The organism is Chryseobacterium carnipullorum (assembly GCF_900142785.1).
Lineage (GTDB): Bacteria > Bacteroidota > Bacteroidia > Flavobacteriales > Weeksellaceae > Chryseobacterium > Chryseobacterium carnipullorum.
Map to the genome: position 1 here is coordinate 113,935 of NZ_FRCD01000017.1, position 22,334 is coordinate 136,268.

The following is a 22,334-nucleotide window of genomic DNA, read 5'->3' on the forward strand; positions in this document are numbered from 1 at the left end:
TATTTATTTAATAATTGTAAAGTTACTTTTTATATATCTTGACCTGATTTACTTCCGATTTTTAGAATTTTTTTGTACCAGGCAAATTTGTTTAGACTTAAGATAAACAAGGTTAAAATTGTTGCTAAAAAAGATAATAAAAACATATTCAAAGCAAGTGCAGACCCTATCGCAGAGGCAGCCCATAGAGCAGTTGATGTTGTGAGACCCTGCATGCTTTTGGAACTGTCTTTAAATGCCAGGCCTGCTCCAATGAATCCTAAACCGGCAGGGATTGCAGCCAACATTCTTGCTATCGCAGATTTATCATCTGTAAGATGTGAAGCGACGGCTACAAATAAACAGGAAGCCATACACAGTACACTAAAAGTCCTGACGCCAGCATCTTTGTGGGCGGTTTCTCTTTCAAAACCTATTACTGCACCAAACAAAAGTGCCAATAACAATTTTCCGGCAAGTAAAAGTTCAAATTTTAGATCCATTTAATATAAATTTATTATTTTCAGTTATTAACTTATTTCATTTTATAGATCTCTGTTTTAATCCATTGTTTTTAAAAAGATAATAGGCTGTCTGATAATTCGCTATCGCTTTTTTAACATATTGCTCAGACAAAATCTCCGGATTTTGTTTGTTTGTCACTTTATCATATAAATACGTCTCTGTTTTTTGCTGTGGGCCAAGAATGACCAGTTTATTGCCTTCCATATAACCGAGTTTCTGATAGGTACTTACATATATTCTGGGAGTGTAAGTATCGCTCAATACGTTTTTCCCATAAAGATTACTATTATAAGTCCATCCTAAAAGGGAAAAAAGTGTAGGATACAAATCGATCTGAGAGCACATTTTGTCAATTCTGAATGGTTCTTTGTTGTTTACGTTGATAACCATTGCAGGGATATGATACTTTTGTACATCAATATCATTTTTACCTGCACTGCTTGCACAATGATCAGCAACTATGACGACAATGGTATTTTTATACCATGGTTTATTCTTAATTTTTTTAAAAAACTGACCGATTGCATAATCAGTATATTTCACGGCTCCCTCCCTTCCTGATCCTGAGGGTATATTAATCTTCCCATCAGGATATGTATAAGGACGATGATTGGAAGTGTTCATTACAAAATCATAGAAGGGTTTTCCTACTGCAAATTTTTGATCTGCTTGCTTAATCACCTGATCATATAGATTTTCATCACAAACACCCCAAGCATTCTCAAAAGTGATATTTTTTTCATCGATTGGAATCCTTGGAGACTGATAATCTTCTTCTACAAAAGAATTTCTTTTCCGATCAACAATTGTATATCCATTATTACCAAAATACTTATTCATATTATCGAAATAACCGTCACCTCCGTACAAGAATGAAGTATCGTATCCCTTCTGACTGAAAATTGATCCTACGGTAGTAAGATTATTATTTTCTTTCCTACGAACAATACTATTCCCCGGTGTAGGGGGAACGGCAAGTGAAAGCGCTTCCATGCCTCGCACAGTTCTTGTTCCAGTAGCATACATATTCGTAAATAAAATGCTGCGGTTCGCCAATGAATCCAATATGGGGGTCAGATTCTGATTGCTGCCAAATATTTTCATAAAGTCTGCACTGAAACTTTCTAAGGTGATCATAATAACATTTGGCTTCTCATATGAATCAGCTCCCTCAATTTTGCGTGAGATTGAGAAATCTTTTGATAAAAAATGTGAATTGGATTCGTGCAGATCATTTCTTACAATGTTAAAAGCCTCCTGATTATCAATAAGTTTATAGAAGTGCTCATAGTTGATCTCATTATTTTTATAAGCAGAAAAAAAAGAATAGATTCCTGATTTTGACAGCTCATTCTGATACCTGTTTTCACTCTTCTCTGCCAAGCTATTGTCAATAAAAAATGCGTAGGTGATCGAAATAAAAAGCAATCCGAAAAAGACAGTACACCTTTGTAAAAAAGATGTACTTCCGGTAAAATTATAAGTAAAGTATTGCCTTTTATAGAAAAATAAAAATACTAAAGAAGCCATTATTAACATGGCTGTAATAAGCAATGGTAAAGGATATGACTCGTTAATATTATTGACTACTTCGTAAGTATAAATCAGGTAATCAACCGCAATAAAATTAAATCGGCTTTCAAATTCCTGCCAGAATGTTATTTCAGCAAAAAATGAAAATAATAAGATAAGAACCGCTATTGTAAAACAAATAAAAGTAATAACTCTATTGAGCAACGAATTATTATATTTCTGAGGAAATAAAAGCATATAAAGACTGTATGGTAGCACAAAAAACACACCGACACCTATATCAAATAAAAATCCCAGAGCTAATATTTTAAAAAATGAAAGAAAAGTAAGATCAGCTTTTTCTAGGCTGGAAAAGGATAATCCTACTCTAAGAAGAAAGGATATGATAATATATAAAAAGAAAAAGTTAAACAGTAAGCTGTAAGTACTTCTCGTAAATTTAATTATTTGCATAGGGAAGTTTCATATATGATTAATTATTACTGTGTAAATGATATAGGACCTTGAATCATGCTTTGGTCATCCTTATTAATCTATTTAATCTCAATCCTATAAGTGTGTTTCAATATCGTTATACCCCTCATATTCTATTTGAAAGGTAGTGTGAGTAATTTTAAAATTAGTCGTTGTTTTATCTACTAATATTTGCAAGAGTTCATTACGATTTTTGTTATCATCTGCAATCACGTGAGCACTCATGGCATTAACACCTGATGTCAGTGACCATACATGTAAATCGTGGAGTTTCTTAATTCCGGGAAGTTCTTCCAGTGACGCTCGAAGCTTGCTGATATCTACATCTTTCGGCGTACCTTCCAGCAAAACATTTACCGCTTCCATAAGCAACTTTAAGGTTCTGGGAATGATCAATAGACCTATTGCCGCAGAAATGATCGGATCTGCATAATACCATTGTGTTGTCAGCATAATAACGCCCGCAATCATCACTCCTACCGATGTCAGCATATCCGATAGAACCTCAAAATAAGCCCCTTTCATGTTAAGGCTTTCATTGGAATCCTTTCTGATAATAAGAATACCGATGATATTGACCACAAGACCAATTCCTGCAACGATCATCATAGAGCCACTTTGTACTTCAGGTGGATTTTTAAATCTCTGAAACGCCTCATATAAAACAAATAATGAAATACCCAAAAGTACAACAGCATTAATCACAGCAGCTAAAATTTCTGTGCGATAGTACCCAAATGTCTTTTCAGGACTGGCCTTTCTCTCACCAATTTTGATGGCAATAAATGCTAAGAGTAAACCGACAACATCCGTCAGCATGTGAGCAGCATCTGCAAGCAACGCAAGACTTTTTGTTGCAATTCCTCCAATCACTTCAGCTATCAGATAGGTCCCGCTAAGTGCCAAGACAATTAGTAAATTTTTCTTATGCCTGCTTGATGATGATACAGTCTGTTTATTTATGTCACTCATAATTTTAAGTATTTATTAGATTGATTCTACATTTCAAAGTAAGTAGTATTTTCTTTTTTAACAGGAACATCTTTTTCTTTGATCATCTGGAGAATATTGATTTCTATGGTCTGTGCAATAGAAGTCATTGGCGTATCTACAGGAGTATTCTCGAAAGGATCTTGCATGATGATCGCCGTCTTTTCTATAGAGATAAATATCAGTGGAATAATGATCGTTGTAATGATTTCCAAAGTGAGCTGGGAATCCTCTAATCCGAATGGGAGTATAAAAGCAAAAACATAGATAAGAGTATGTATTAAAATACTGTAAGCACGTGGAAACACCGTATTTTTCAATCGTTCACATTTTCCCATACTGTCACAAAGCCTCATGAGTACTTCATTGAGCTGAACCTCCTTAAAATCTGAAATCAAACCTTTTTCAACTATTCCCCTGATCTGAAATGAATGTTCATCCAAAATTGCATTGGGTATATTGATGGCATCGATTTTATGCGTACGCAAATACTCACTTACTTTATTGGAAAAAGGCTGTTTTCTTAATGCTTCGCCTAACGCATACACCCAGACGATTTGTCTTTCTGCAAATATTTTTTTGTCCACACTATTCTGAGGAATGAACTGATTAATTAATCGAATAAGAGATCTGGAATCATTAACGATGGCTCCCCAAACGATCCTCGCTTCCCACCACCTCTCGTATGACTGCGCCGTCCTAAATGCAAGAAGCAATGATACTGCAGTTCCTAGAATTGCGGGAATGCTTAAAGGGATTGTTATTTTTGTGAAAATTGGATGCAGATCTAACAAACCTGTCCCTACAGCAAGTATAACAATCAGTAATATTTGACTTTTAATTTGATCAATAAAATACCAGATTGAAATTTTCTTGTTTAATAACATAACTTTTATTTTATAGATTAGAGATAACATTATGCTACAAAGTATTTGAATGAATCAATTTGATTTGCAGCATAATAATATCCTTTATGACAACTGAAATTTTATATAAGGGCTTCAGTTTTTAAAATCTAATCTTCATGTCCTCCGGCATTAGATAATTTAGCATTGACGAAGAATGCTCCTTTTACAACAATATTTGTATCAGATGCAATTGTAGTCACTGGCGTGATAGCAGTATACCCCAAATCTGATGAGCCTTTCACTATTTCTATTTTTTCAAAATTTAATGTCTTACCCTGATCTTTAGTATGTCCCCCTGCTTCTTTTGTACCTGCTTCTTTCTCACCCGCTTCTTTCTCCTCAGCATGTTCTTCAGGTTTCTTAGAAGTCTGTATAAAGACATAGAATTTACCGTCAGCTTCTACGATCGCTTCATCAGGAACAGCAGCGGTGCTCGAGTTTCCAAGGCTTACCATTCCGGTAACATTCATTCCATCAATCAGCCCTACTTTATTTCCTGTAACATTGGCATGTACAGAGATTGTTTTACTCTCATTTTCGAATGACGAGCCGATACTAAACACAGTAGCGTTGTACAATGTTTGCGGATTATTGGTCAATTTAAACTGTACTGTTTGACCTACTTTCATTTTAGGTAGATCCTTTTCAAAAACCTGAAGATCTAAATGGATAGAGCTATTATCAATAATATCTAGAACCGGTGATGCAACATCAACATAACTTCCAATCTGCGCATTGATACGGCTTACAGTTCCGCTGATCGGAGAGGTAATAACCAATCCTGATCTTAGATTCCCATTGCTCACTTTTCCCGGGCTTATTCCCATTAGCTGGAGTTGTCTCTGCAATGATGATCTCTGGGTTCTTAAACTTTTTAATTCAGCATCAGAGCTTTGCAGATTCTTTTTTGCTCCTGCATCATTATCAAATAATTCACGTTGTCTTTTATATTCCTGCTCAGCAAATGAAATTCTGCTGTTTACTGTCAGATATTGCTCCTGAAGCTGAATATACTCGGGATTATTAATTGATGCAATTACCTGACCTTGTCTGACATAATCTCCTATCTGTACATTTAATGTTTTGATCACTCCGCCGTACAAAGAAGTAACCGTGGCTTTTCTGTTATTTGGAACACTCAATACGCCATTAGCTTTGATTATGGAAGCCAGATCTTTCGTCTCAATTTTGCCTAATGAGATCCCTACAGCTTTCATCTGTTCTTCTGTTAACGTCGCAATCGTCTGGGGAGCTTCTTCATGAGTTTCTTCTGCCTGTTCTGTTTTTGCTTTTACTTCCGTTTCTTCAGTTGCTTCTTTTTTTCCACAGCTTAATGCTAAAAAAGAAATTAACACCGCAGATACTACATTATATTTAATTTTCATTTTACTTGTTTATGATTGAATTAATGGTAATGACAGATTGATTAACCTGTTGAATGGATTCCAAATATTTTAATTGAATATTTGTGGAAGTCTGGAGCGCAAAAAGATATTCTACATAGGATATTTCTCCTGTTTTATATCCTAATTGTCCGGCTTTAGCTATTTTCTCAGCATTCGGTATTGCCTGATTAATATAATAGCTGTACTGGTCTACATCCTGCTGATATTGATTCAAAGCATTTTGCAATTGCGCTTCCAGCTGTTTTTGCTGCAATTTTGCATTAGATTCCGCTACTTGCTTTTGGAACTCCCAAGACTGGATTCTCGCTTTTGTAGCACCGAAAGTCAGGGGAATGGTAACGCCAATAGTTGCCGCATGAAATCTATTTCCCGCATTAAAATTTTTATCCATACCATTGATCGTCTGGGTACCGATCAAGGACTGATTGGTGTAACCGATACTGAAATCAGGCAGACCAATAGACCTTTCAACGCTTTTATTTTTTTCCGCTATAACCATCTCCTGGTAGTAAGACCTTACAGTCGGATGATTTGCTATTGCCGTGCTATCAAGTACATAATTAGCTTTAAGGGGTTCATAGTTTGTGTTATAAGGAATCGCAATATCCCCTGAAGTATTCAATAATGCTTTTAAGTTTTTGTATGCATTATTCAAATAAACTTCATTTTGCTTTAATAGTAAATTGATCTCACCTTTTTGAGTTTCTGCAGTATTGATTTCAATTTTTTTAATATCTCCCGATTTAAATCTGACAGTAGCAATTCGTATAAAATCCTGATATAAACTATCCAGATTTTTTAATTTTGACTGGTTAAACTGCAGATATTCGATCTGATAATAATACGTCCGCACTTGTCTTGCAAGTTCGTTGATTGAAATCTCTTTATTAATCTGCTTTCCTTTGATCTGTTCAGCAATAAGTTCTTTTCTCGCTTTGAACAACGTCGGAAAGGGAATACTTTGAGATATAGAAAATGACTGATCGAACTTTTTACTGTTATATTGTCCTAATTGAGCATCTACACTCATTTTTGGAAGTTCTTTAGCAGTAGGCTTCAGTGCCTCTGTAACTTTAATATCTAAATCTCTCGACCGTATTAAATTATTATTACTTAATGCGATGCTCGTTGCTTCAGCAACAGATAAAGGCGTACCCTGTTGTGCTTTAAAGGTCTGTCCGATGAATAAGAATCCTAAAATAAAAACAGCAGTCAGTGGTTTATTACCTGAAAAGTTTTTTTTGATCTTTAGTTTAGTACTGAAAATAATGTATAACATAGGTAAAACGAAAAGTGTCAAGAATGTTGCTGTAACTAGTCCGCCGATTACGACGGTTGCCAAAGGTTTCTGAACTTCAGCACCGGCACCTGTTGAAATTGCCATAGGTAAAAATCCTAATGACGCGACTGTAGCAGTCATCAAAACGGGTCTTAGACGAGTTTTGGTCCCTTCCATCACACGTTTTAAAATATTGGTTTCACCATCTTTCTCTAACTGGTTAAAGGTTCCGATCAACACAATACCATTAAGTACTGCTACTCCAAATAATGCAATAAAGCCAATTCCCGCACTAATACTAAAAGGCATTCCACGGAGCATTAACGCAAATATACCTCCGATCGTACTCATTGGGATTGCAGTAAAAATTAATGTTGCCTGTTTTAGTGATCCAAAAGTGAAATACAACAGCATAAAGATTAGAAATAAGGATACAGGAACAGCAATGGTCAGTCGTTTACTAGCAGCTTTAAGATTCTCAAACTGTCCTCCATACGTAAAATAATATCCCGATGGTAATTTAACATTATCCAACTTTTTCTGGATTTCTTCTACTACACTTTCTACATCTCGGCCTTTTACATTAAAACCAATAACGATCCTCCTTTTTCCGGCTTCACGACTGATTTGTGCCGGACCCAATTTATAACTGATATTGGACACTTGTGAAAGCGGGATCTGTGCTCCTGTGTTAGTAGATACCATCAAATTGTTGACATCATCAATACTTGTTCTATGCAAACTATCCAGACGAACTACCAAATCAAACCTTCTTTCATTCTCAAATACCTGACCTGCGGCCTGACCTGCAAAAGCCGTACTTACCGCAGTGTTCACGTCCTCAATATTCAGTCCGTAATTTGCCATTCTTGTACGATCATATTCGACATTGATTTGTGGAAGACCACTGACACGTTCGATCTGCGGAGCACTCGCACCATTTACAGACTGGATAACCTTGGAGGTTTTCTCAGCATATATTGCTAAAGAATCCAAATTTTCACCAAAAATTTTAACTGCTACATCTTGTCTGATCCCTGTCATCAATTCATTGAAACGCATCTGGATAGGTTGATTTTTTTCAAAAAATACACCCGGAATGGCTTCGAGTTTTTCAGAGATCTCATCCGCTAATTCATCATATGACTTTTTTGTTTTCCATTCACTTTGAGGTTTTAAGATCACCATCATATCAGTAGCTTCAGGAGGCATCGGATCAGTAGGCACTTCAGCAGATCCTGTCTTTCCTACAACCATTTTAACTTCGTCAAATTGTTTGATCAATCTTGATGCCTGCATGGAGGTTTCGATACTCTGACTTAATGAACTTCCCTGTGGAAGAATACAGTGAAAAGCAAAATCACCTTCCTGGAGCTGAGGGATAAACTCACCTCCCATCCTTCCGAAGAAAAATACAGCTACAGCAAAAATAGCAACGGTAACACCAACCAACCAGTATTTGATCCTCAGCGCTTTTTCCAATAAAGGCGTGTAGGCTCTTTGGATCTTATTCATCATTTTGTCTGAGAAGTTTTCTTTATGAGAAATTTTCTTAGATAAAAACAACGCACTCATCATAGGTATATAGGTTACAGATAGAATAGTTGCACCTATAATGGCAAAACCAACTGTCTTAGCCATGGGGGTAAACATCTTGCCTTCAACACCTATTAAAGTTAAAATAGGTATGTACACAATTAAAATGATGATCTGCCCAAATATTGCACTGTTCATCATTTTGGATGCAGCAGACCCTACTTCTTCATCCATCTGCGCCTGGGTAAGCTCTTTTCTATTTTTTTTATGCTGTAGGACATGCAACGTAGCCTCAACAATAATTACCGCGCCGTCAACGATTAATCCAAAATCGATCGCCCCGAGGCTCATTAGGTTGGCACTCACTCCGAAAACATTCATCATTCCCAAAGCAAAGAGTAATGATAATGGAATGGCCGAGGCTACAATTAGTCCAGCCCTCAAGTTTCCTAAAAATAAAACCAACACGAAAATAACGATCAAGGCTCCTTCAATAAGATTTTTCTCGACCGTGTCAATAGCTCTCCCAACAAGATCTGTTCTGTCTAAATAAGGCTCTATAACTATATCATTAGGTAAAGACTTTTGGATGACCGGTATTTTTTCTTTGATGCTCTGCACCACCTGATTGCTATTTGCTCCTTTCAGCATCATGACTACTCCACCAACGGCATCTACCTGACCATTAAATGTCATGGCACCATATCTTACAGCACTTCCCAAGCGAACTTCAGCAACATCTTTAACAAAAATAGGAACACTTCCAGTATCATTCTTAACAACTACATTACCAACATCTTCAAGAGAAGTTACGAGACCGATCCCGCGAATAAAATAAGCATTTGGTTTTTTGTCAATGTAGGCTCCCCCTGTATTTTGGTTATTTTTTTCAAGAGCTGCAAAAATATCAGAAATACTGACTCCCATCGCTCGTAGACGATCAGGGTTAACAGCAACTTCATATTGTTTAAGCTGTCCTCCGAAGCTGTTGATCTCGGCAACACCAGGAGTACCGTTAAGTTGTCTTCGTACGATCCAGTCCTGCATCGTACGAAGTTCTTTAGAATCGTATTTTTTCTCACTTCCTTTTTTTGGATGGAGAATGTATTGATATACTTCCCCAAGACCCGTACTTACCGGGGCTAACTCTGGCGTACCAATTCCTTGTGGAATTTCTTCAGACGCTTGTTTCAGCTTTTCACTGATCAACTGACGGGCAAAATAAACGTCTACCTCTTCTTTAAATACAACAGTGATTACAGACAAACCAAATCGTGATATACTTCTGGTCTCCTCAATATCAGGAACATTAGCAATACTCTGCTCTATAGGGAAAGTAACCAACTGTTCAACTTCCTGGCCGGCCAGTGTAGGACATACCGTAATTATTTGAACCTGATTGTTGGTGATGTCTGGCGTGGCATCGATTGGAAGTTTTGTTGCACTCCAAACTCCCCAAATTATCAACAACAAGGTCATGATACCAATGACAATCTTGTTCTTGATGCTAAATCTTATGATTTTATCTAACATTAGAATATAATTTTTATTGAATGTCACTAATTTTCGAAACAACTATTTGTTCTAAAATCGAGTGACAAAAATGAATAGGAATGTAATGCAATACTATTGCAATGTTTCCATAACAGTTTGGACGAAAGACAATTCTTCCGTCTGATCAATAAAAATTATATTTTAGGGGGTTGCCATATTTGGTCATACACCAAATATGCAAAGTCATTCTTTTTGAAAAGTATCTTTTTAGAAAAGTATTCTTTAATCTGTTTACGATATTCTATAACAGGCTTAATTTTAATGGAAGTAACACTGATTCTGCAGCAGTTACAGTAGCAAAAGGGCGAACATGAATCTGTTTTTGAATGAGCATCATTTTGCTCAGATTTTATAAAGGAATACGATATATTTTCAGTTTTTGATTGCGCTTTTGCAACATCCATGCATGGCATTAATGATAGTGCCATGAAGTAGACTGTAAAAAGCAATCTTAGAAAATTCATAAGACAAAGGTAAATATTTTACTTTAACAAAAAAATTAATAACGAACAATATAAGATAGAATTTTAGTTAAAAAATTATAAAAATCAAAATTATTATAGTTAATCATACTTTGGAGTAAATTTAAAACAATTCAATAGTTTAACAAATTTATTAAACAGAAATATTAAAGTTAATATTGTAGAATATTGCGCTACGGGTTTCTAATATAAATTTGATAGTATTTGTAAATATGTAATATTGAAACATAAACAACTCTTAAAAATCTTTTTCATTTTAACAGTTGTCAGCTACAATTTTTTAATTCTAAAATTCGTTATATCTGGTGCTAAATACTTCGATATTTCTTCGGTTATGGATAGAAAAACAACAAATATAAAAAACAAATCATTTTTCAAAATATCATTTTATAACTAAAAATTACCTAACAGCTGCTGATTTTTTTTATTAAAAAATTTCTGTTTCAATGCCATCATATCCTCACTAACTTTTTCATCAAGTATTTTAGCATAATGCTGGGTCGTTTTAATGCTCTTGTGACCAAGCATTTTACTAACACTTTCGATGGAAACCCCATTAGATAAGGTAACAGTTGTTGCAAAGGTATGCCGTGCAATATGATAGGTCAATTCTTTATTAATCCCGCACAAGTCTGCAATCTCTTTAAGATAGGCATTCATTTTTTGATTACTAAGAATAGGCAGCAGCTTTCCATTATTAATACATACTGGATGATTTTTGTATTTTTCAATAATTTTCTCTGTTTGAGAAAGAATGGGAATATTAGAAGTAGTTTTAGTTTTCTGACGTTTGGTATAGATCCATTGAGAGCCATCAAGTCCTAAATTGATATTTTGATAGGTTAGTTTTTGAGTATCAATGTACGCCAATCCTGTGAAACAGCTGAACAGAAAAATATCTCTTACCAAAGACAATCTCTCATTTTTAAAATCTTTGGCAAAAAGCACTTCTATTTCCTTTTCATTAAGGAACATTCTTGTCACTTCATTAAACTTAGAATGATAGTTCATAAAAGGGTCTCTTTCCATCCATCCATTTGCAAGACAGATACGAATGATCTTACCGAAGTTCTTGATATATTTTACTGCGGAATTATTGTTACACGATCTTTCGGTTCTTAAAAAAAATTCGAAATCGTTTAGAAATGCATAATCGATCTTTTTAATTTCAATGTCGGTAACACTGTATTTCCATTTCAAGAAATCTTTGGTATGTTTCAGACAGGTCTTATAGCGGGTTAATGTTCCTTGTGCAAATTCTTTGTCTATAAGTTGCTCCATTCGATCATTATGATCCTGAAAAACGGGAATGAGTGTTCTGGTCAATCTACCTCTACCCACTAACTTATTTTTAAGAGCCTCAGAAGTTACTGTTTCCTTATCTCTGATCAATTCGTGATAGATATCGTAAACTTTCTGCTCAAATGTTTTCAAATAATAATTAAGTGATCTGCATTCTTCTGAAGAGCCACTAACCTTCTGCATCGCAGAGTTCCACTTTAAAGGCTTTACTGTACGTTTTGTGCTGATCTCGCATATTTTGCCATCAATTGTAATTCGTAAATAAATAGGACACTCTCCTACAGAATTGATTTTAGCTTTTTTTACATAGAAAAGTAAATTGAATGTCTTGTTCATTTCGTTTAGCGTTTAAGATTTAAAATTAACCTTAGCAAAAACTTATCACAAGATATTCAGTTGCTGAACTAGCTACTGAACAGGGTTTCTCTGAATTTTCAGTGACCTTTTTACACCTGCTTTAACAGGTCACTGAATAGGTCACTTTCAGATTGTGCTTTTTTAGTTCTCTTTGAACAGACATAAAACAAAAAAAGCTTTAAAACATACGTTTTAAAGCTTTTTCTACTACTTTGATATTGTAGTTGCGATCCGGACGGGACTCGAACCCGCGACCTCCGCCGTGACAGGGCGGCATTCTAACCAGCTGAACTACCGGATCTAATTTTTTTTAAAAGTAAATTGAAAAACTTTTGCGATCCGGACGGGACTCGAACCCGCGACCTCCGCCGTGACAGGGCGGCATTCTAACCAGCTGAACTACCGGATCATTTTTCTGTTGTTATAAAGAACGTTGTTTCTTTTTTGTGATTGCAAAACTACAACTTTTTTTATTACCTGCAAATTATTTCCTAATAAAAAGCCTTCCAAAAATGGAAGGCGTTCATTATCAAAGTTATTTTTTACAAGTGTGCACTTAATTTTTCAGCGATAATCTCCTTTGGAGTCACCCCTACTAATTTATCAACCACTTCACCGTTCTTAAAAATCAGAACTGTAGGGATATTTCTGATGCCATATTGCATTGAAATTTCCTGGTTGTTGTCTACATCAACTTTTCCTACCACTGCTTTTCCTTCAAAATCTGATGCTACTTCTTCGATGATTGGTCCCAAAGTTCTGCATGGTCCACACCATACTGCCCAAAAGTCAACCAATACCGGCTTATCTGATTTTAAAACTGTTTCCTGAAATGAGCTGTCCGTAATTTCTAAAGCCATTTTGTTTCTTTTATTTAAATTAATATTATATTCTTACTGTAATCCCTATTGGATATTCAAAATTACGATTTTTAAGCGATAAGACTATCTATGCTCAACATTTGTTTTTTCTATAGCATAGTCTTTTGAAATTTCTTCCAAAGCTTCTGCGAGCGCATCGATGTCTGCTTTTGTCGTCATATGGCTGAACGAGATACGTAAAGGCGTACAATGATCCATTTCATCCTCAGAAAGAACCATCATCATGACCATGGAAGGTTTCGATGCTCCTGAAGAACAAGCGCTCCCCTGAGAAATGGCAATTCCTTTCATATCCAGCTGAAGTCCTATCAAAGGGTTTTTATAAGGCAATAAAGCGCTTAAAACCGTGTAAAGACTATTTTCCTTCTCTGCACTCCTTCCATTGAATTTAATCCCCGGAACCGCATCAGAAAGCCTTTCTATTGCGTAGTCTTTGATCTCCTGCATGTGCTTGGTGTACTCTTCCATATGCTGTAAAGAAAGTTCCAATGCTTTTCCTAGCCCCACAATGCCGCTTACGTTCTCAGTTCCTGCTCTTAAGCTTCGTTCCTGAGGTCCTCCAGTAATAATTCCCTTCATTCCCGTTGCTTTTCTGATGAAAGCAAAACCTATCCCTTTAGGACCATGAAATTTGTGGGCACTGCATGAAGCAAAGTCTACCTTGATATCAGAAAAATCCAGATTCATGTGAGCCATCGTCTGTACGGTATCGGAATGGAAAAGTGCATTGTTTTCTTTACAGAGTTCCGCGATCTTTTTGATATCCACGATATTTCCAATCTCGTTATTGGCATGCATTAAACTTACCAATGTTTTTTTATCTGAAGCTTTTAACAGCTCTTCCAGTTTATGAAGGTCAACATCCCCTTTTTCATTGGGGCGTATATAATTCACTTCTACCCCCTTTCTGTTTTTCATATCCAGAACAGTCTCTGAAACACATTTATGTTCCAGTGGAGTACTGATGATTCTTTCTATTCCAAGATGTTCTACACTGGATTTGATGATCATGTTATTCGATTCTGTTCCGCATGAGGTAAAGATGATCTCTGCGGGACTTACATGAAGATAATCTGCAACCTGTCTTCTTACATTTTCAATAAGGATCTTTGCTTCCTGGCCAAAGCTGTGGGTAGAAGATGGATTTCCGAAATTCATCTTCATGGTGCTCACCATTGCATCTATCACTTCTTCTGAAAGAGGGGTCGTTGCAGCGTTATCTAAATATACTTTGTTCATTTTTATTTGGAATATTTTAATTCTACTGAGGTAAACTGATAATCTGAAGGAACGGCAAAAATAAACCATGGATTTGAAAGCACCTGAATTTCCATTCCACCTGTTGCTGCATCCGGAACTTCCACATACAACACCCTGTTTTTTACCGATATATTTCTGATGCTGGTTACTCTGTGACTTCCCGATCTAAAGATTCCCATATGGTACAAAACTACTTTTTTGTTTCTAGGAAATTTCGGATAGTTCACAGAGGGTTCTTTTTTCAAACCAATAAGACCGAAACTACCCTTGATGGCGTTTCGGAATTCCTGTTCATTTTTAATCATAGTAAATCCGGCTACATCCGTACCACCCTGCGACTCAGAAACTAGCAGCTCTGCATTGTCCTGCATAGCTGATGATTTTTGAGACGGCGTAGCAGTACAGTTCAACAAGAGTGCAGTACTTACAATAAGCAGTCTTTTCATTTTTACATTTTTACCACCCAAAATTAGTGAAAAAATTGGTAATGACCCTCATTTGCCCATTTAAGCATTTGCCGGTCTCCGGAAGTATCTCCGAAAGCGATTATTTTATCGTATTTAGAATCGTGTATTTCAGCTTTTATTCTTACCAGCTTTTCATTTCCATTGCAGTTTTTGCCTATGAAATTGCCTGTAAAAACACCGTTTTTAAACTCTGCACGGGTGGATACCAGCTGCATTTTCAATTCTTCAGCAAAAGGTTTCACCCAGATATCCAGTGAAGCGGTGACCAATAAACTCTGTGTATTATTCCTATCGATATTTTTTATAAAGTCCAGAGCATTTTCCCTTACGATTCTGGGATAATGATGCTCAAAAAACTGTTTTGACTTCATTTCAATCTTCTCCTGACTCTGTCCTTTGAGAATAGATCCAATAAAGCTTTTTTTTACTTTTTCCGTTTCGGCAAGCTTTAATTTCAGTAAAATAAAAAGAGGAACGTGTCTTAAAAATTGTATCCGGAATTTTGTAGAATCGTAGAATTTAAGATACATGAACATGGTATCTTTATAGGTAAGGGTTCCGTCAAAATCAAAACAATACAATTTTTTCATTTTATTAAAGCTTTAATTTTTTAAATATAAATTCAGGTATATTTCTGATAATCATCATTATAATACTCCAAACCGGCAAAACATAGGCCACATTCTTTTGCTTTTTAAAAGCTTTGTAAATGCATTCCGCTGCCTGCTTTGGTGTTGCCGTCAGTTTTGGGTTCAAAGGAAGTCCTTCCGTCATTTTTGTGGCCATAAAGCCCGGTTTGATGGTAAGAACATGTACTTTTTTCTCAAAAAGATAATTGCGGAGTCCACTAAGATAGGCTGTAAAAGCTGCTTTTGCACTACCGTAAATAAAATTGCTCTGCCTTCCCCGGTCTCCCGCTACAGACGAAAGTCCGATGATCGTTCCTGACCTCCTGCTTTCAAACTTTTGGGCGAAATAGTTCATTACAGGAATGAGTTTGGAATAATTGATACTGATAATCTTTTCCGTATTCCTGTTGTCATAAAGACCTTCTTCAGTTCCCTCTCCCAAATATCCGACAGCACAAAATAATACATTTGAGCTGACATGATCAAATGTATTGTAATCGATCTCTTTCATCAGATCAATTTCGATCACTTCAGACTGCTGCAGAAATTTTACGTCAATGTGTCTTGCAAATCTTTCCGTAGTCTCTTTATTTGAAGTGAAAAGGTATATTTTTTCAAACTTTTCTCCTTCCTGAAGAGCCTTTTCCACAAAAGCCTGAGCTACCTCAGACGTACTTCCCAGAACTATCATTTATGAATTGTTGTTTATGATTCTTTTGTGCTGTAAGGACACAAATTTTGAACTTTGAATATTTTTAAGGTAATTCGTCAGTGAAGATCTGCTCATACTGTCTTTCGTAAGATAAATCCTTCCCCCGAACTTTTGCACCGTATCATCTAATTTCTCCACCAGTTTTTTCAGTTTTGAATTGACCTTAAAATCAAGAGCCAAAGTATACCCTTCAAACGGAAATGAGTTATACGCTTCAGGATTATTTTTACCAAACAGCTTTAATACAGCCAGAAATGATCCGTTCCCGCTTGCCGCGATAGTCTCAAGAATCTGCTTCATCCCTTCTTTCCCCGCTTCTTTTGGAATCACCATCTGATATTGGATGAAACCTGATTTTCCGTAGATCTTATTCCAATCTGTAATGGCATCCAGCGGATAAAAAAAGGTTTCATAATCAATAAAGGATTTAACTTCTTTTTTTGCCTGTTTTTTATAATACAAAAGATTAAAGATCTTCACGGTGAGCGAATTCAAAATAAATCCCGGAAAATAAAACGGAACGGTTGGCTGAAGCTTTTTCTTAAGTCTTAATGGCTGCCTGGTCAGGTTTTGGGGAAGTTCATGCTGAAAAGCGTGCTCGCCTCTCATGAGAATACTTCTTCCCAGGTTTTTCCCTTTTTGAAGACAGTCGATCCATGCTACGGTATAGGTCCAGTTTTCACTTTCCTCAAAGAGTCTGAAAATTTCATCGAGATTCTCTGCTTTAATGCTTTCCTGACGAATGTAAGCTGTTTCTATATTCTTAAGTTTAAATTTTACATTAAGAATAATTCCTGTAAGCCCCATTCCTCCGATAGTAGACCAGAATTTATCTGAATTTTCTTCTCTGGAGCAGGTAATAATGTCTCCATTTTCAGTCATCAGCTTAAACTCCATCACATATTCAGAAAAACATCCTTCCGCATGATGATTTTTGCCGTGAACATCTGAAGCAATGGCGCCTCCCACGGAAATAAATTTTGTTCCCGGCGTTACGTACAGAAAGTATCCCTGAGGCACCGCAATTTCAAGCACGTCTGAAAGAAGTACTCCTGATTCACATTCTATAACCCCGTTGAGACGGTCGAAACTGATGAATTTATTTAATTTCTTGGTAGAAAATATGGTTTCTCCCAGAGATGCATCTCCGTAACATCTTCCGTTTCCTCTGGCAATAATCTCGTTGTGATTAAGGACAAACTCCTTTATTTTTTTGAAGCTGTCCTCGGATCTCATTTCTTTTTCTACTACCGGGAAATTTCCCCAGTTAGTAACTTTTTGTGTGAAATTTGGCTTCATTTTTTAAAATAAATCTGAATTAAAAATGCGGCTACCCACAGCACTAAAGTTACCTGGATATACCGGTCTCTGTAGACAATTTTGGTAGGAGACTCTGTTCTGTTGTACACCAACGTCTGCTGAAGATATCTTAGAAAGGCAAATACGACAAATATAACGGTATAAAAAACTCGCTCATGAAATCTTGCCTGCACTTCAGGTGAAAGGGTAAACATCAGATAACACACAATAGCAAGCGTTACTGAAATAGACAGGGCAATATCTGCAAACTGTACGTTGTACCCATCCAGTGCCTTTCTTGTTTTTCCGGAAACCTGTGCATTGATCAGTTCTCCCCTTCTTTTTCCGATGGCTAAAACAAGAGCCAGCACAAAGGTAAGCAGGATGGCCCACTGGGAGATTCCGATTCCTGTAATATACCCTCCCGCCAGAACTCTCAGGACAAACCCTAAAGCAATAATGAAAATATCAATAATCGGAACATGCTTAAGCTTAAAAGTATAGGCAATGTTGATGATGACGTACAGTCCTATAATGGTGGCAAATTTCCATAAAGGTTCATTAAAATAAAGCTGAGCGAGGCAGACAAGAGCTACATCCATAATAACGAGTCCCGTAAGAATTCCCAAAGCTTTTGATTTTGAAATGGCTCCGCTGGCCAGAGGCCTTCTTCTTTTTTCAGGGTGTTTACTGTCTGCTTCTATATCATTATAATCATTGAGGATATAGACAATACTTGCTGCGAGGGAAAAAATAATAAGAGCAAATATACTTTTACTGAGTAAGTCTATATTTGTAATATTTCCTGAAAAAAACAGAGGAACAAAAACAAATAAGTTTTTGACCCACTGCTCCACCCGAAGGAGTTTAAGATATTTCTTCATTTATGTTATTTCAGTTGCAAAAATAGTAAATTCAAAATTTAAAGCATAAAAATACAAAAAAAACCGCCGAGGCGGTCTTTTACGAAAATATTTATATATAAAATTAATTACTGCCCTTGCTTGGCTTCGTTAATCATTTTTTCATTCGCTGTAATCGCAAATTCTACTCTTCTGTTTTTAGCTCTTCCTTCATCTGTATCGTTGCTAGCTACCGGCATAGATTCTCCTTCTCCTTTGGTAAACATTCTTGCTGATGCAATTCCTTTCCCTGATAAATAAGCTTTTACAGCGTCAGCTCTTCTTTGAGAAAGCGACAAATTATAAGCATCTGCCCCTTTGCTGTCTGTATGACCATAGATATTGATATTGGTATCCGGGTTATCAGCAAGTACCTGCGCTAGTTTGTTCAGGTTAGTTTGAGCTACAGAAGTTAGATTGGAAGAGTCAAAAGCAAAGTTCACGATGCTTTCGTTCATGGTAATCTTAATACCGTCTCCTACTCTTTCGACTTCAGCTCCGGGTAAAGTTTCTTTGATCTGCTTAGCCTGCTTATCCATTTTATTACCGATAACGTTACCGGCAACACCACCGATAATACCTCCCAATACTGCTCCTAAAGCTGAGTTCTTACCGCTTCCTACGTTGTTACCCAAAATACCTCCAAGTACAGCACCTGATGCCACACCTACTGCAGTACCTCTCTGCTGGTGATTAGAATTCTGAACAGCTTCACAACTGGTTAATAACAATGCTGATGATAAGAAAAGTGCTCCTATATATGTTTTAGTAAATTTCATTTTTTTGATCTTTTAAAATTGATAAATTATTTCATTCCTGTTCTCTGGAAGTTGTAAACAACCTGTACTGTGTTTCCGTCGAATGGAACGCTCTGTACAAGTGAAAACTGATCTGTAGACTGGTTGGCAATAGTTAAAGAATATCCTACAGTATTTTGCTTAGCTTTCGTTCCCGCAGCGATTTTTTTAAACAAGAAAGTATTGCCATCTTTTACTTCAAATTTAATAGGCTGTGTAAGGCTTGGACAAGCTCCACCTCCGTTTAAAGTATAGGCACCGGTGTAGTTATTTGGAATTAATCTCCAATGACTTCCTACAAAACACTGAGCATCCGCACCTTCGTCAAAAGGCTTGATTTTGAATCCTTTTTCATAATCGACGCTAACAATCTGCCAGTCGCCTTTTAATTTCAGGTATTCAACTCTTTGGTTTTGTGACGTTTCCGCTTTTTTCACTGAGGAACAAGACACTGCAAAAAGTGATGTTCCGATCATCCCTGCAAGTAGTAACTTTTTCATTTTGTTGTTTATTATTTTGTTATTTATAAAGTTACAAAAAACCGTGCCAAATTGAAAAATAAAAATAAAAAAAGTCCGAAAATTTCGGACTTTAAATGCTTTCTCCTTATATACAGGGAGATATATTATTTTTTAACAGTCTTTTTTACGGATTTCGCAGGCTTGACAGTACCTGATGATTTTCCGTTATAAAAGGTGTTGTATGCATATTCTGCTGCTTTCTTAAGATCTATCACTCCTCCCGCCTGAGAAAACTCAGGAAATTTGTTTTCTGAACTCAGATTGCTGCTTTTTACAAGGGCTTCAATAATCTGATCAGGCTTCAGATTAGGCATATAAGCCAGCAATACTGCTGCTGCTCCTGCTACCACAGGAGATGCCATGGAAGTACCCTGAAGATATTTATATTCGTTTTTAGGCACGGTAGAGTAAATCTGTTCACCCGGTGCAAAAACGTTGACCATTTTTTTGTTAAAATTGGAGAAATCGGCTCTCAGCTCATTATTTCTGTTGGTACTTGCTCCTACAACCAATACATTATTGACAAAAGGTTTTTCGTCTGTAACATTTTTAAAGTTGGTCGGGAAAGCTAGGTGCTCGGCAACATCTTCATTTTCGTTACCAGCTGCCTTTACCAATAGTACGCCTTTTTCTTCAGCATATTTAAAAGCATCCCATACTATATTTTTCCCGGGAGATACAGGTTTTCCAAAGCTCATGTTTAAAACTTTAGCTCCGTTATCTACTGCATAACGGATAGCGTTGGCAACATCTTTATCTCTCTCATCACCGTTTGGAACTGTTCTTACAGACATGATTTTAGCTACTTTAGAAGCGACTCCATACTGTATTTCTTTTCCTTGCGGAAGCCCTGCAATAATCCCGGCAACGTGTGTTCCGTGCTCTGCATCTGGTCCTTCATAGTGATTGTTTCCATAGTTTTTCTCAGAATAGTCATCGTAGTTATCGCCTACGATTTCTTTTCTTGGGTCATAGCTCAGATCGTACTGCTTAGCCTGCGGAGCAAAGTGATCAATGGCTTCTTTCATTTGCTCGTTCATCAATTTCTCGAACTCAGCAGAAGATTTCCCTTTGAATTCAGGACTTTGAGAAACCTGTCCCAGAACCTGAAGAGCAATAGCATCTTTCTGATCTGTCGGAGGTTTAATTCCCTGCAAAGTTTCTGCAGTAACGGGCTTACCTCCCAACAACTTCACCATATTCGGGATGATGCTGTTGATCATGGTGTAAGTCTGTAAGCTTTGTTTTGCTTCAATACTTTTTTTATTGAAAAGCTCTTTAGACTTCATATAAAGAGCAAATTCTTCCGGCATTTTCGCCTGATTTGCTTTGTTTTTTGTAGAATCATCACCTTCAAAAACGGATTTATATTTAGCGACAACTCTTGTTACCTCCATATTGTCGATATCAATATCGCCATTTTTTCCACCGATAAAGTTCCAACCGTGTACATCATCGATATATCCGTTTCCATCATCGTCTTTTCCGTTTCCAGGAACTTCATTAGGATTTGACCATATATTTTTTACAAGACCCGGGTGATCTACCTGTACACCACTGTCTAAAACCCCTACAATAACAGTTTTAGGTTTAAGACCTTTTGACTCTAAATATTTATAGGCGTTTGCCGTGTTTACCCCATATACTTTTGTTGTTGAAAAGTCTTTATGGTACCAGGTCATCAGATCTTGATCTTCTTTCGGATCAATGCTCTTAGTCTGAGCTTCCTGAGCATAAGAGAAACTAAAGCCTGTAAGAAAAACAGCTGCTAATAATACCTTTTTCATATGTTGATATTTATTTTTTTTCTAAATTTAATGCAATCGCAATGTTCATTGGTTCATTTTCCGGAGAATCTCTTCAATAGCGGTTTCCTGTCAGTACGATTGTTTGATACTTTTGATATAAGTCAGAGATTCAGGTCCTTTGTTACATATAAGGTCCAAAATCGACAAATCTTCTAAAAATCCCAGTTTATCTGAGAAGGTCTGGTAATATTCTTCCATCTGAAATTCAGAAGGAAGTTTTGCCGAAAACTTTTCTCTAAAATTAATACAATCCGGATTTTTGATATATTCTTCATTCAAAGACTGTGCCTTTTCCGTTTTCAGGATCTGCTGGATGATCTCTAATGCTTTAAGATTAAAATCAATCAGAAATTTCTCTTCCAGATCATATATTTTTTTAAACTTATCTTCATAGTATTCAAAATAAGGCGAACTCTGATACGCTGTCTTGATCGATTTCCAGTGCAGGTTTCTCCAGTCTTCCCTGTAAGAGATCTCAATATCTTTAAATTCTCTTTTACCGTTATGATTAATGGGAATGATTAAAGAAAGCTTTCCGTTGGCCCCATAGATGTTGGTTCTGCTCCTGTAGGTCTGCTTGGGAAAATTCTCAAACTGTTCAAATACAATATTATTTTCAGGATTTAAAAACACTGAAAACCATGAAATCGGGGGCATATAAAATACCGGCAATAATACATTTGTCATATTCATCCTATTAAAAAATGAAGTATTTTTTCAAATACTTCATTTT

The 22,334-nt window shown here is 36.4% G+C and carries 19 protein-coding genes and 2 tRNA genes; all 21 read right to left on the reverse strand.

The window, feature by feature from the left end; genetic code table 11:
* Nucleotides 1–29 precede the first annotated feature (29 nt).
* The 21 genes from BUC06_RS18365 to BUC06_RS18465 all read right to left on the reverse strand — a co-directional run bounded on the left by BUC06_RS18365 (nt 30) and on the right by BUC06_RS18465 (nt 22,294).
* Nucleotides 30–482 (reverse strand): MgtC/SapB family protein, encoded by a 453-nt coding sequence (locus tag BUC06_RS18365; protein ID WP_073335448.1) that lies wholly within the window; start codon nt 480–482, stop codon nt 30–32.
* Between the two features lie 37 nt (nt 483–519).
* On the reverse strand, nt 520–2,274 hold the full coding sequence (locus BUC06_RS18370; RefSeq protein ID WP_228423827.1) for an LTA synthase family protein: 1,755 nt from the start codon (nt 2,272–2,274) through the stop codon (nt 520–522).
* A gap of 312 nt (nt 2,275–2,586) precedes the next feature.
* A complete protein-coding gene (locus BUC06_RS18375; protein ID WP_073335450.1) occupies nt 2,587–3,483 on the reverse strand; it encodes a cation diffusion facilitator family transporter in 897 nt (298 codons plus the stop codon).
* A 26-nt stretch (nt 3,484–3,509) separates the two neighbouring features.
* Nucleotides 3,510–4,388 (reverse strand): bestrophin family protein, encoded by an 879-nt coding sequence (locus tag BUC06_RS18380; protein WP_073335479.1) that lies wholly within the window; start codon nt 4,386–4,388, stop codon nt 3,510–3,512.
* A gap of 128 nt (nt 4,389–4,516) precedes the next feature.
* Nucleotides 4,517–5,794, reverse strand: coding sequence for an efflux RND transporter periplasmic adaptor subunit (locus BUC06_RS18385; RefSeq protein WP_073335451.1), 1,278 nt, complete (start codon nt 5,792–5,794; stop codon nt 4,517–4,519).
* A gap of 1 nt (nt 5,795) precedes the next feature.
* A complete protein-coding gene (locus BUC06_RS18390; RefSeq protein ID WP_073335452.1) occupies nt 5,796–10,163 on the reverse strand; it encodes a CusA/CzcA family heavy metal efflux RND transporter in 4,368 nt (1,455 codons plus the stop codon).
* 155 nt (nt 10,164–10,318) lie between these two features.
* A complete protein-coding gene (locus tag BUC06_RS24385; protein WP_073335453.1) occupies nt 10,319–10,648 on the reverse strand; it encodes a DUF6660 family protein in 330 nt (109 codons plus the stop codon).
* Nucleotides 10,649–11,059: 411 nt separating this feature from the next.
* On the reverse strand, nt 11,060–12,304 hold the full coding sequence (locus tag BUC06_RS18400; RefSeq protein ID WP_073335454.1) for a site-specific integrase: 1,245 nt from the start codon (nt 12,302–12,304) through the stop codon (nt 11,060–11,062).
* 248 nt (nt 12,305–12,552) lie between these two features.
* A tRNA-Asp gene (locus BUC06_RS18405) sits at nt 12,553–12,626 on the reverse strand.
* A gap of 34 nt (nt 12,627–12,660) precedes the next feature.
* Nucleotides 12,661–12,734 (reverse strand) — tRNA-Asp (locus tag BUC06_RS18410).
* Nucleotides 12,735–12,867: 133 nt separating this feature from the next.
* Complete coding sequence (gene trxA, locus BUC06_RS18415; RefSeq protein ID WP_034730057.1) at nt 12,868–13,185, reverse strand: thioredoxin; 318 nt, start codon at nt 13,183–13,185, stop codon at nt 12,868–12,870.
* 84 nt (nt 13,186–13,269) lie between these two features.
* Entirely contained in the window at nt 13,270–14,445 is a 1,176-nt protein-coding gene (locus BUC06_RS18420; RefSeq protein ID WP_073335455.1) for a cysteine desulfurase family protein, read from the reverse strand.
* A gap of 2 nt (nt 14,446–14,447) precedes the next feature.
* Complete coding sequence (locus BUC06_RS18425; RefSeq protein WP_073335480.1) at nt 14,448–14,912, reverse strand: hypothetical protein; 465 nt, start codon at nt 14,910–14,912, stop codon at nt 14,448–14,450.
* Nucleotides 14,913–14,935: 23 nt separating this feature from the next.
* Nucleotides 14,936–15,523, reverse strand: a complete 588-nt coding sequence (locus tag BUC06_RS18430; RefSeq protein ID WP_073335456.1) for an HAD-IB family hydrolase — start codon at nt 15,521–15,523, stop codon at nt 14,936–14,938.
* Between the two features lie 4 nt (nt 15,524–15,527).
* Nucleotides 15,528–16,253 carry an SDR family NAD(P)-dependent oxidoreductase gene (locus tag BUC06_RS18435; protein WP_073335457.1) on the reverse strand — a complete coding sequence of 242 codons (726 nt, stop codon included), beginning with the start codon at nt 16,251–16,253 and terminating at the stop codon, nt 15,528–15,530.
* Nucleotides 16,254–17,573, reverse strand: coding sequence for an FAD-binding oxidoreductase (locus BUC06_RS18440; protein ID WP_073335458.1), 1,320 nt, complete (start codon nt 17,571–17,573; stop codon nt 16,254–16,256).
* The gene (locus tag BUC06_RS18445; protein ID WP_073335459.1) at nt 17,570–18,457 is read right to left on the reverse strand and encodes a decaprenyl-phosphate phosphoribosyltransferase; all 888 of its coding nucleotides are present in this window, start codon (nt 18,455–18,457) and stop codon (nt 17,570–17,572) included. The genes BUC06_RS18440 and BUC06_RS18445 overlap by 4 nt, the downstream gene beginning before the upstream one ends.
* A gap of 107 nt (nt 18,458–18,564) precedes the next feature.
* Nucleotides 18,565–19,254, reverse strand: coding sequence for a YiaD family glycine zipper/OmpA-like lipoprotein (locus BUC06_RS18450; RefSeq protein ID WP_073335460.1), 690 nt, complete (start codon nt 19,252–19,254; stop codon nt 18,565–18,567).
* Nucleotides 19,255–19,280: 26 nt separating this feature from the next.
* Nucleotides 19,281–19,772 carry a lipocalin family protein gene (locus BUC06_RS18455; protein WP_073335461.1) on the reverse strand — a complete coding sequence of 164 codons (492 nt, stop codon included), beginning with the start codon at nt 19,770–19,772 and terminating at the stop codon, nt 19,281–19,283.
* A 125-nt stretch (nt 19,773–19,897) separates the two neighbouring features.
* The gene (locus tag BUC06_RS18460; RefSeq protein WP_073335462.1) at nt 19,898–21,580 is read right to left on the reverse strand and encodes a S8 family serine peptidase; all 1,683 of its coding nucleotides are present in this window, start codon (nt 21,578–21,580) and stop codon (nt 19,898–19,900) included.
* A gap of 90 nt (nt 21,581–21,670) precedes the next feature.
* Nucleotides 21,671–22,294 (reverse strand): WbqC family protein, encoded by a 624-nt coding sequence (locus BUC06_RS18465; protein ID WP_181876098.1) that lies wholly within the window; start codon nt 22,292–22,294, stop codon nt 21,671–21,673.
* Nucleotides 22,295–22,334: the final 40 nt, after the last annotated feature.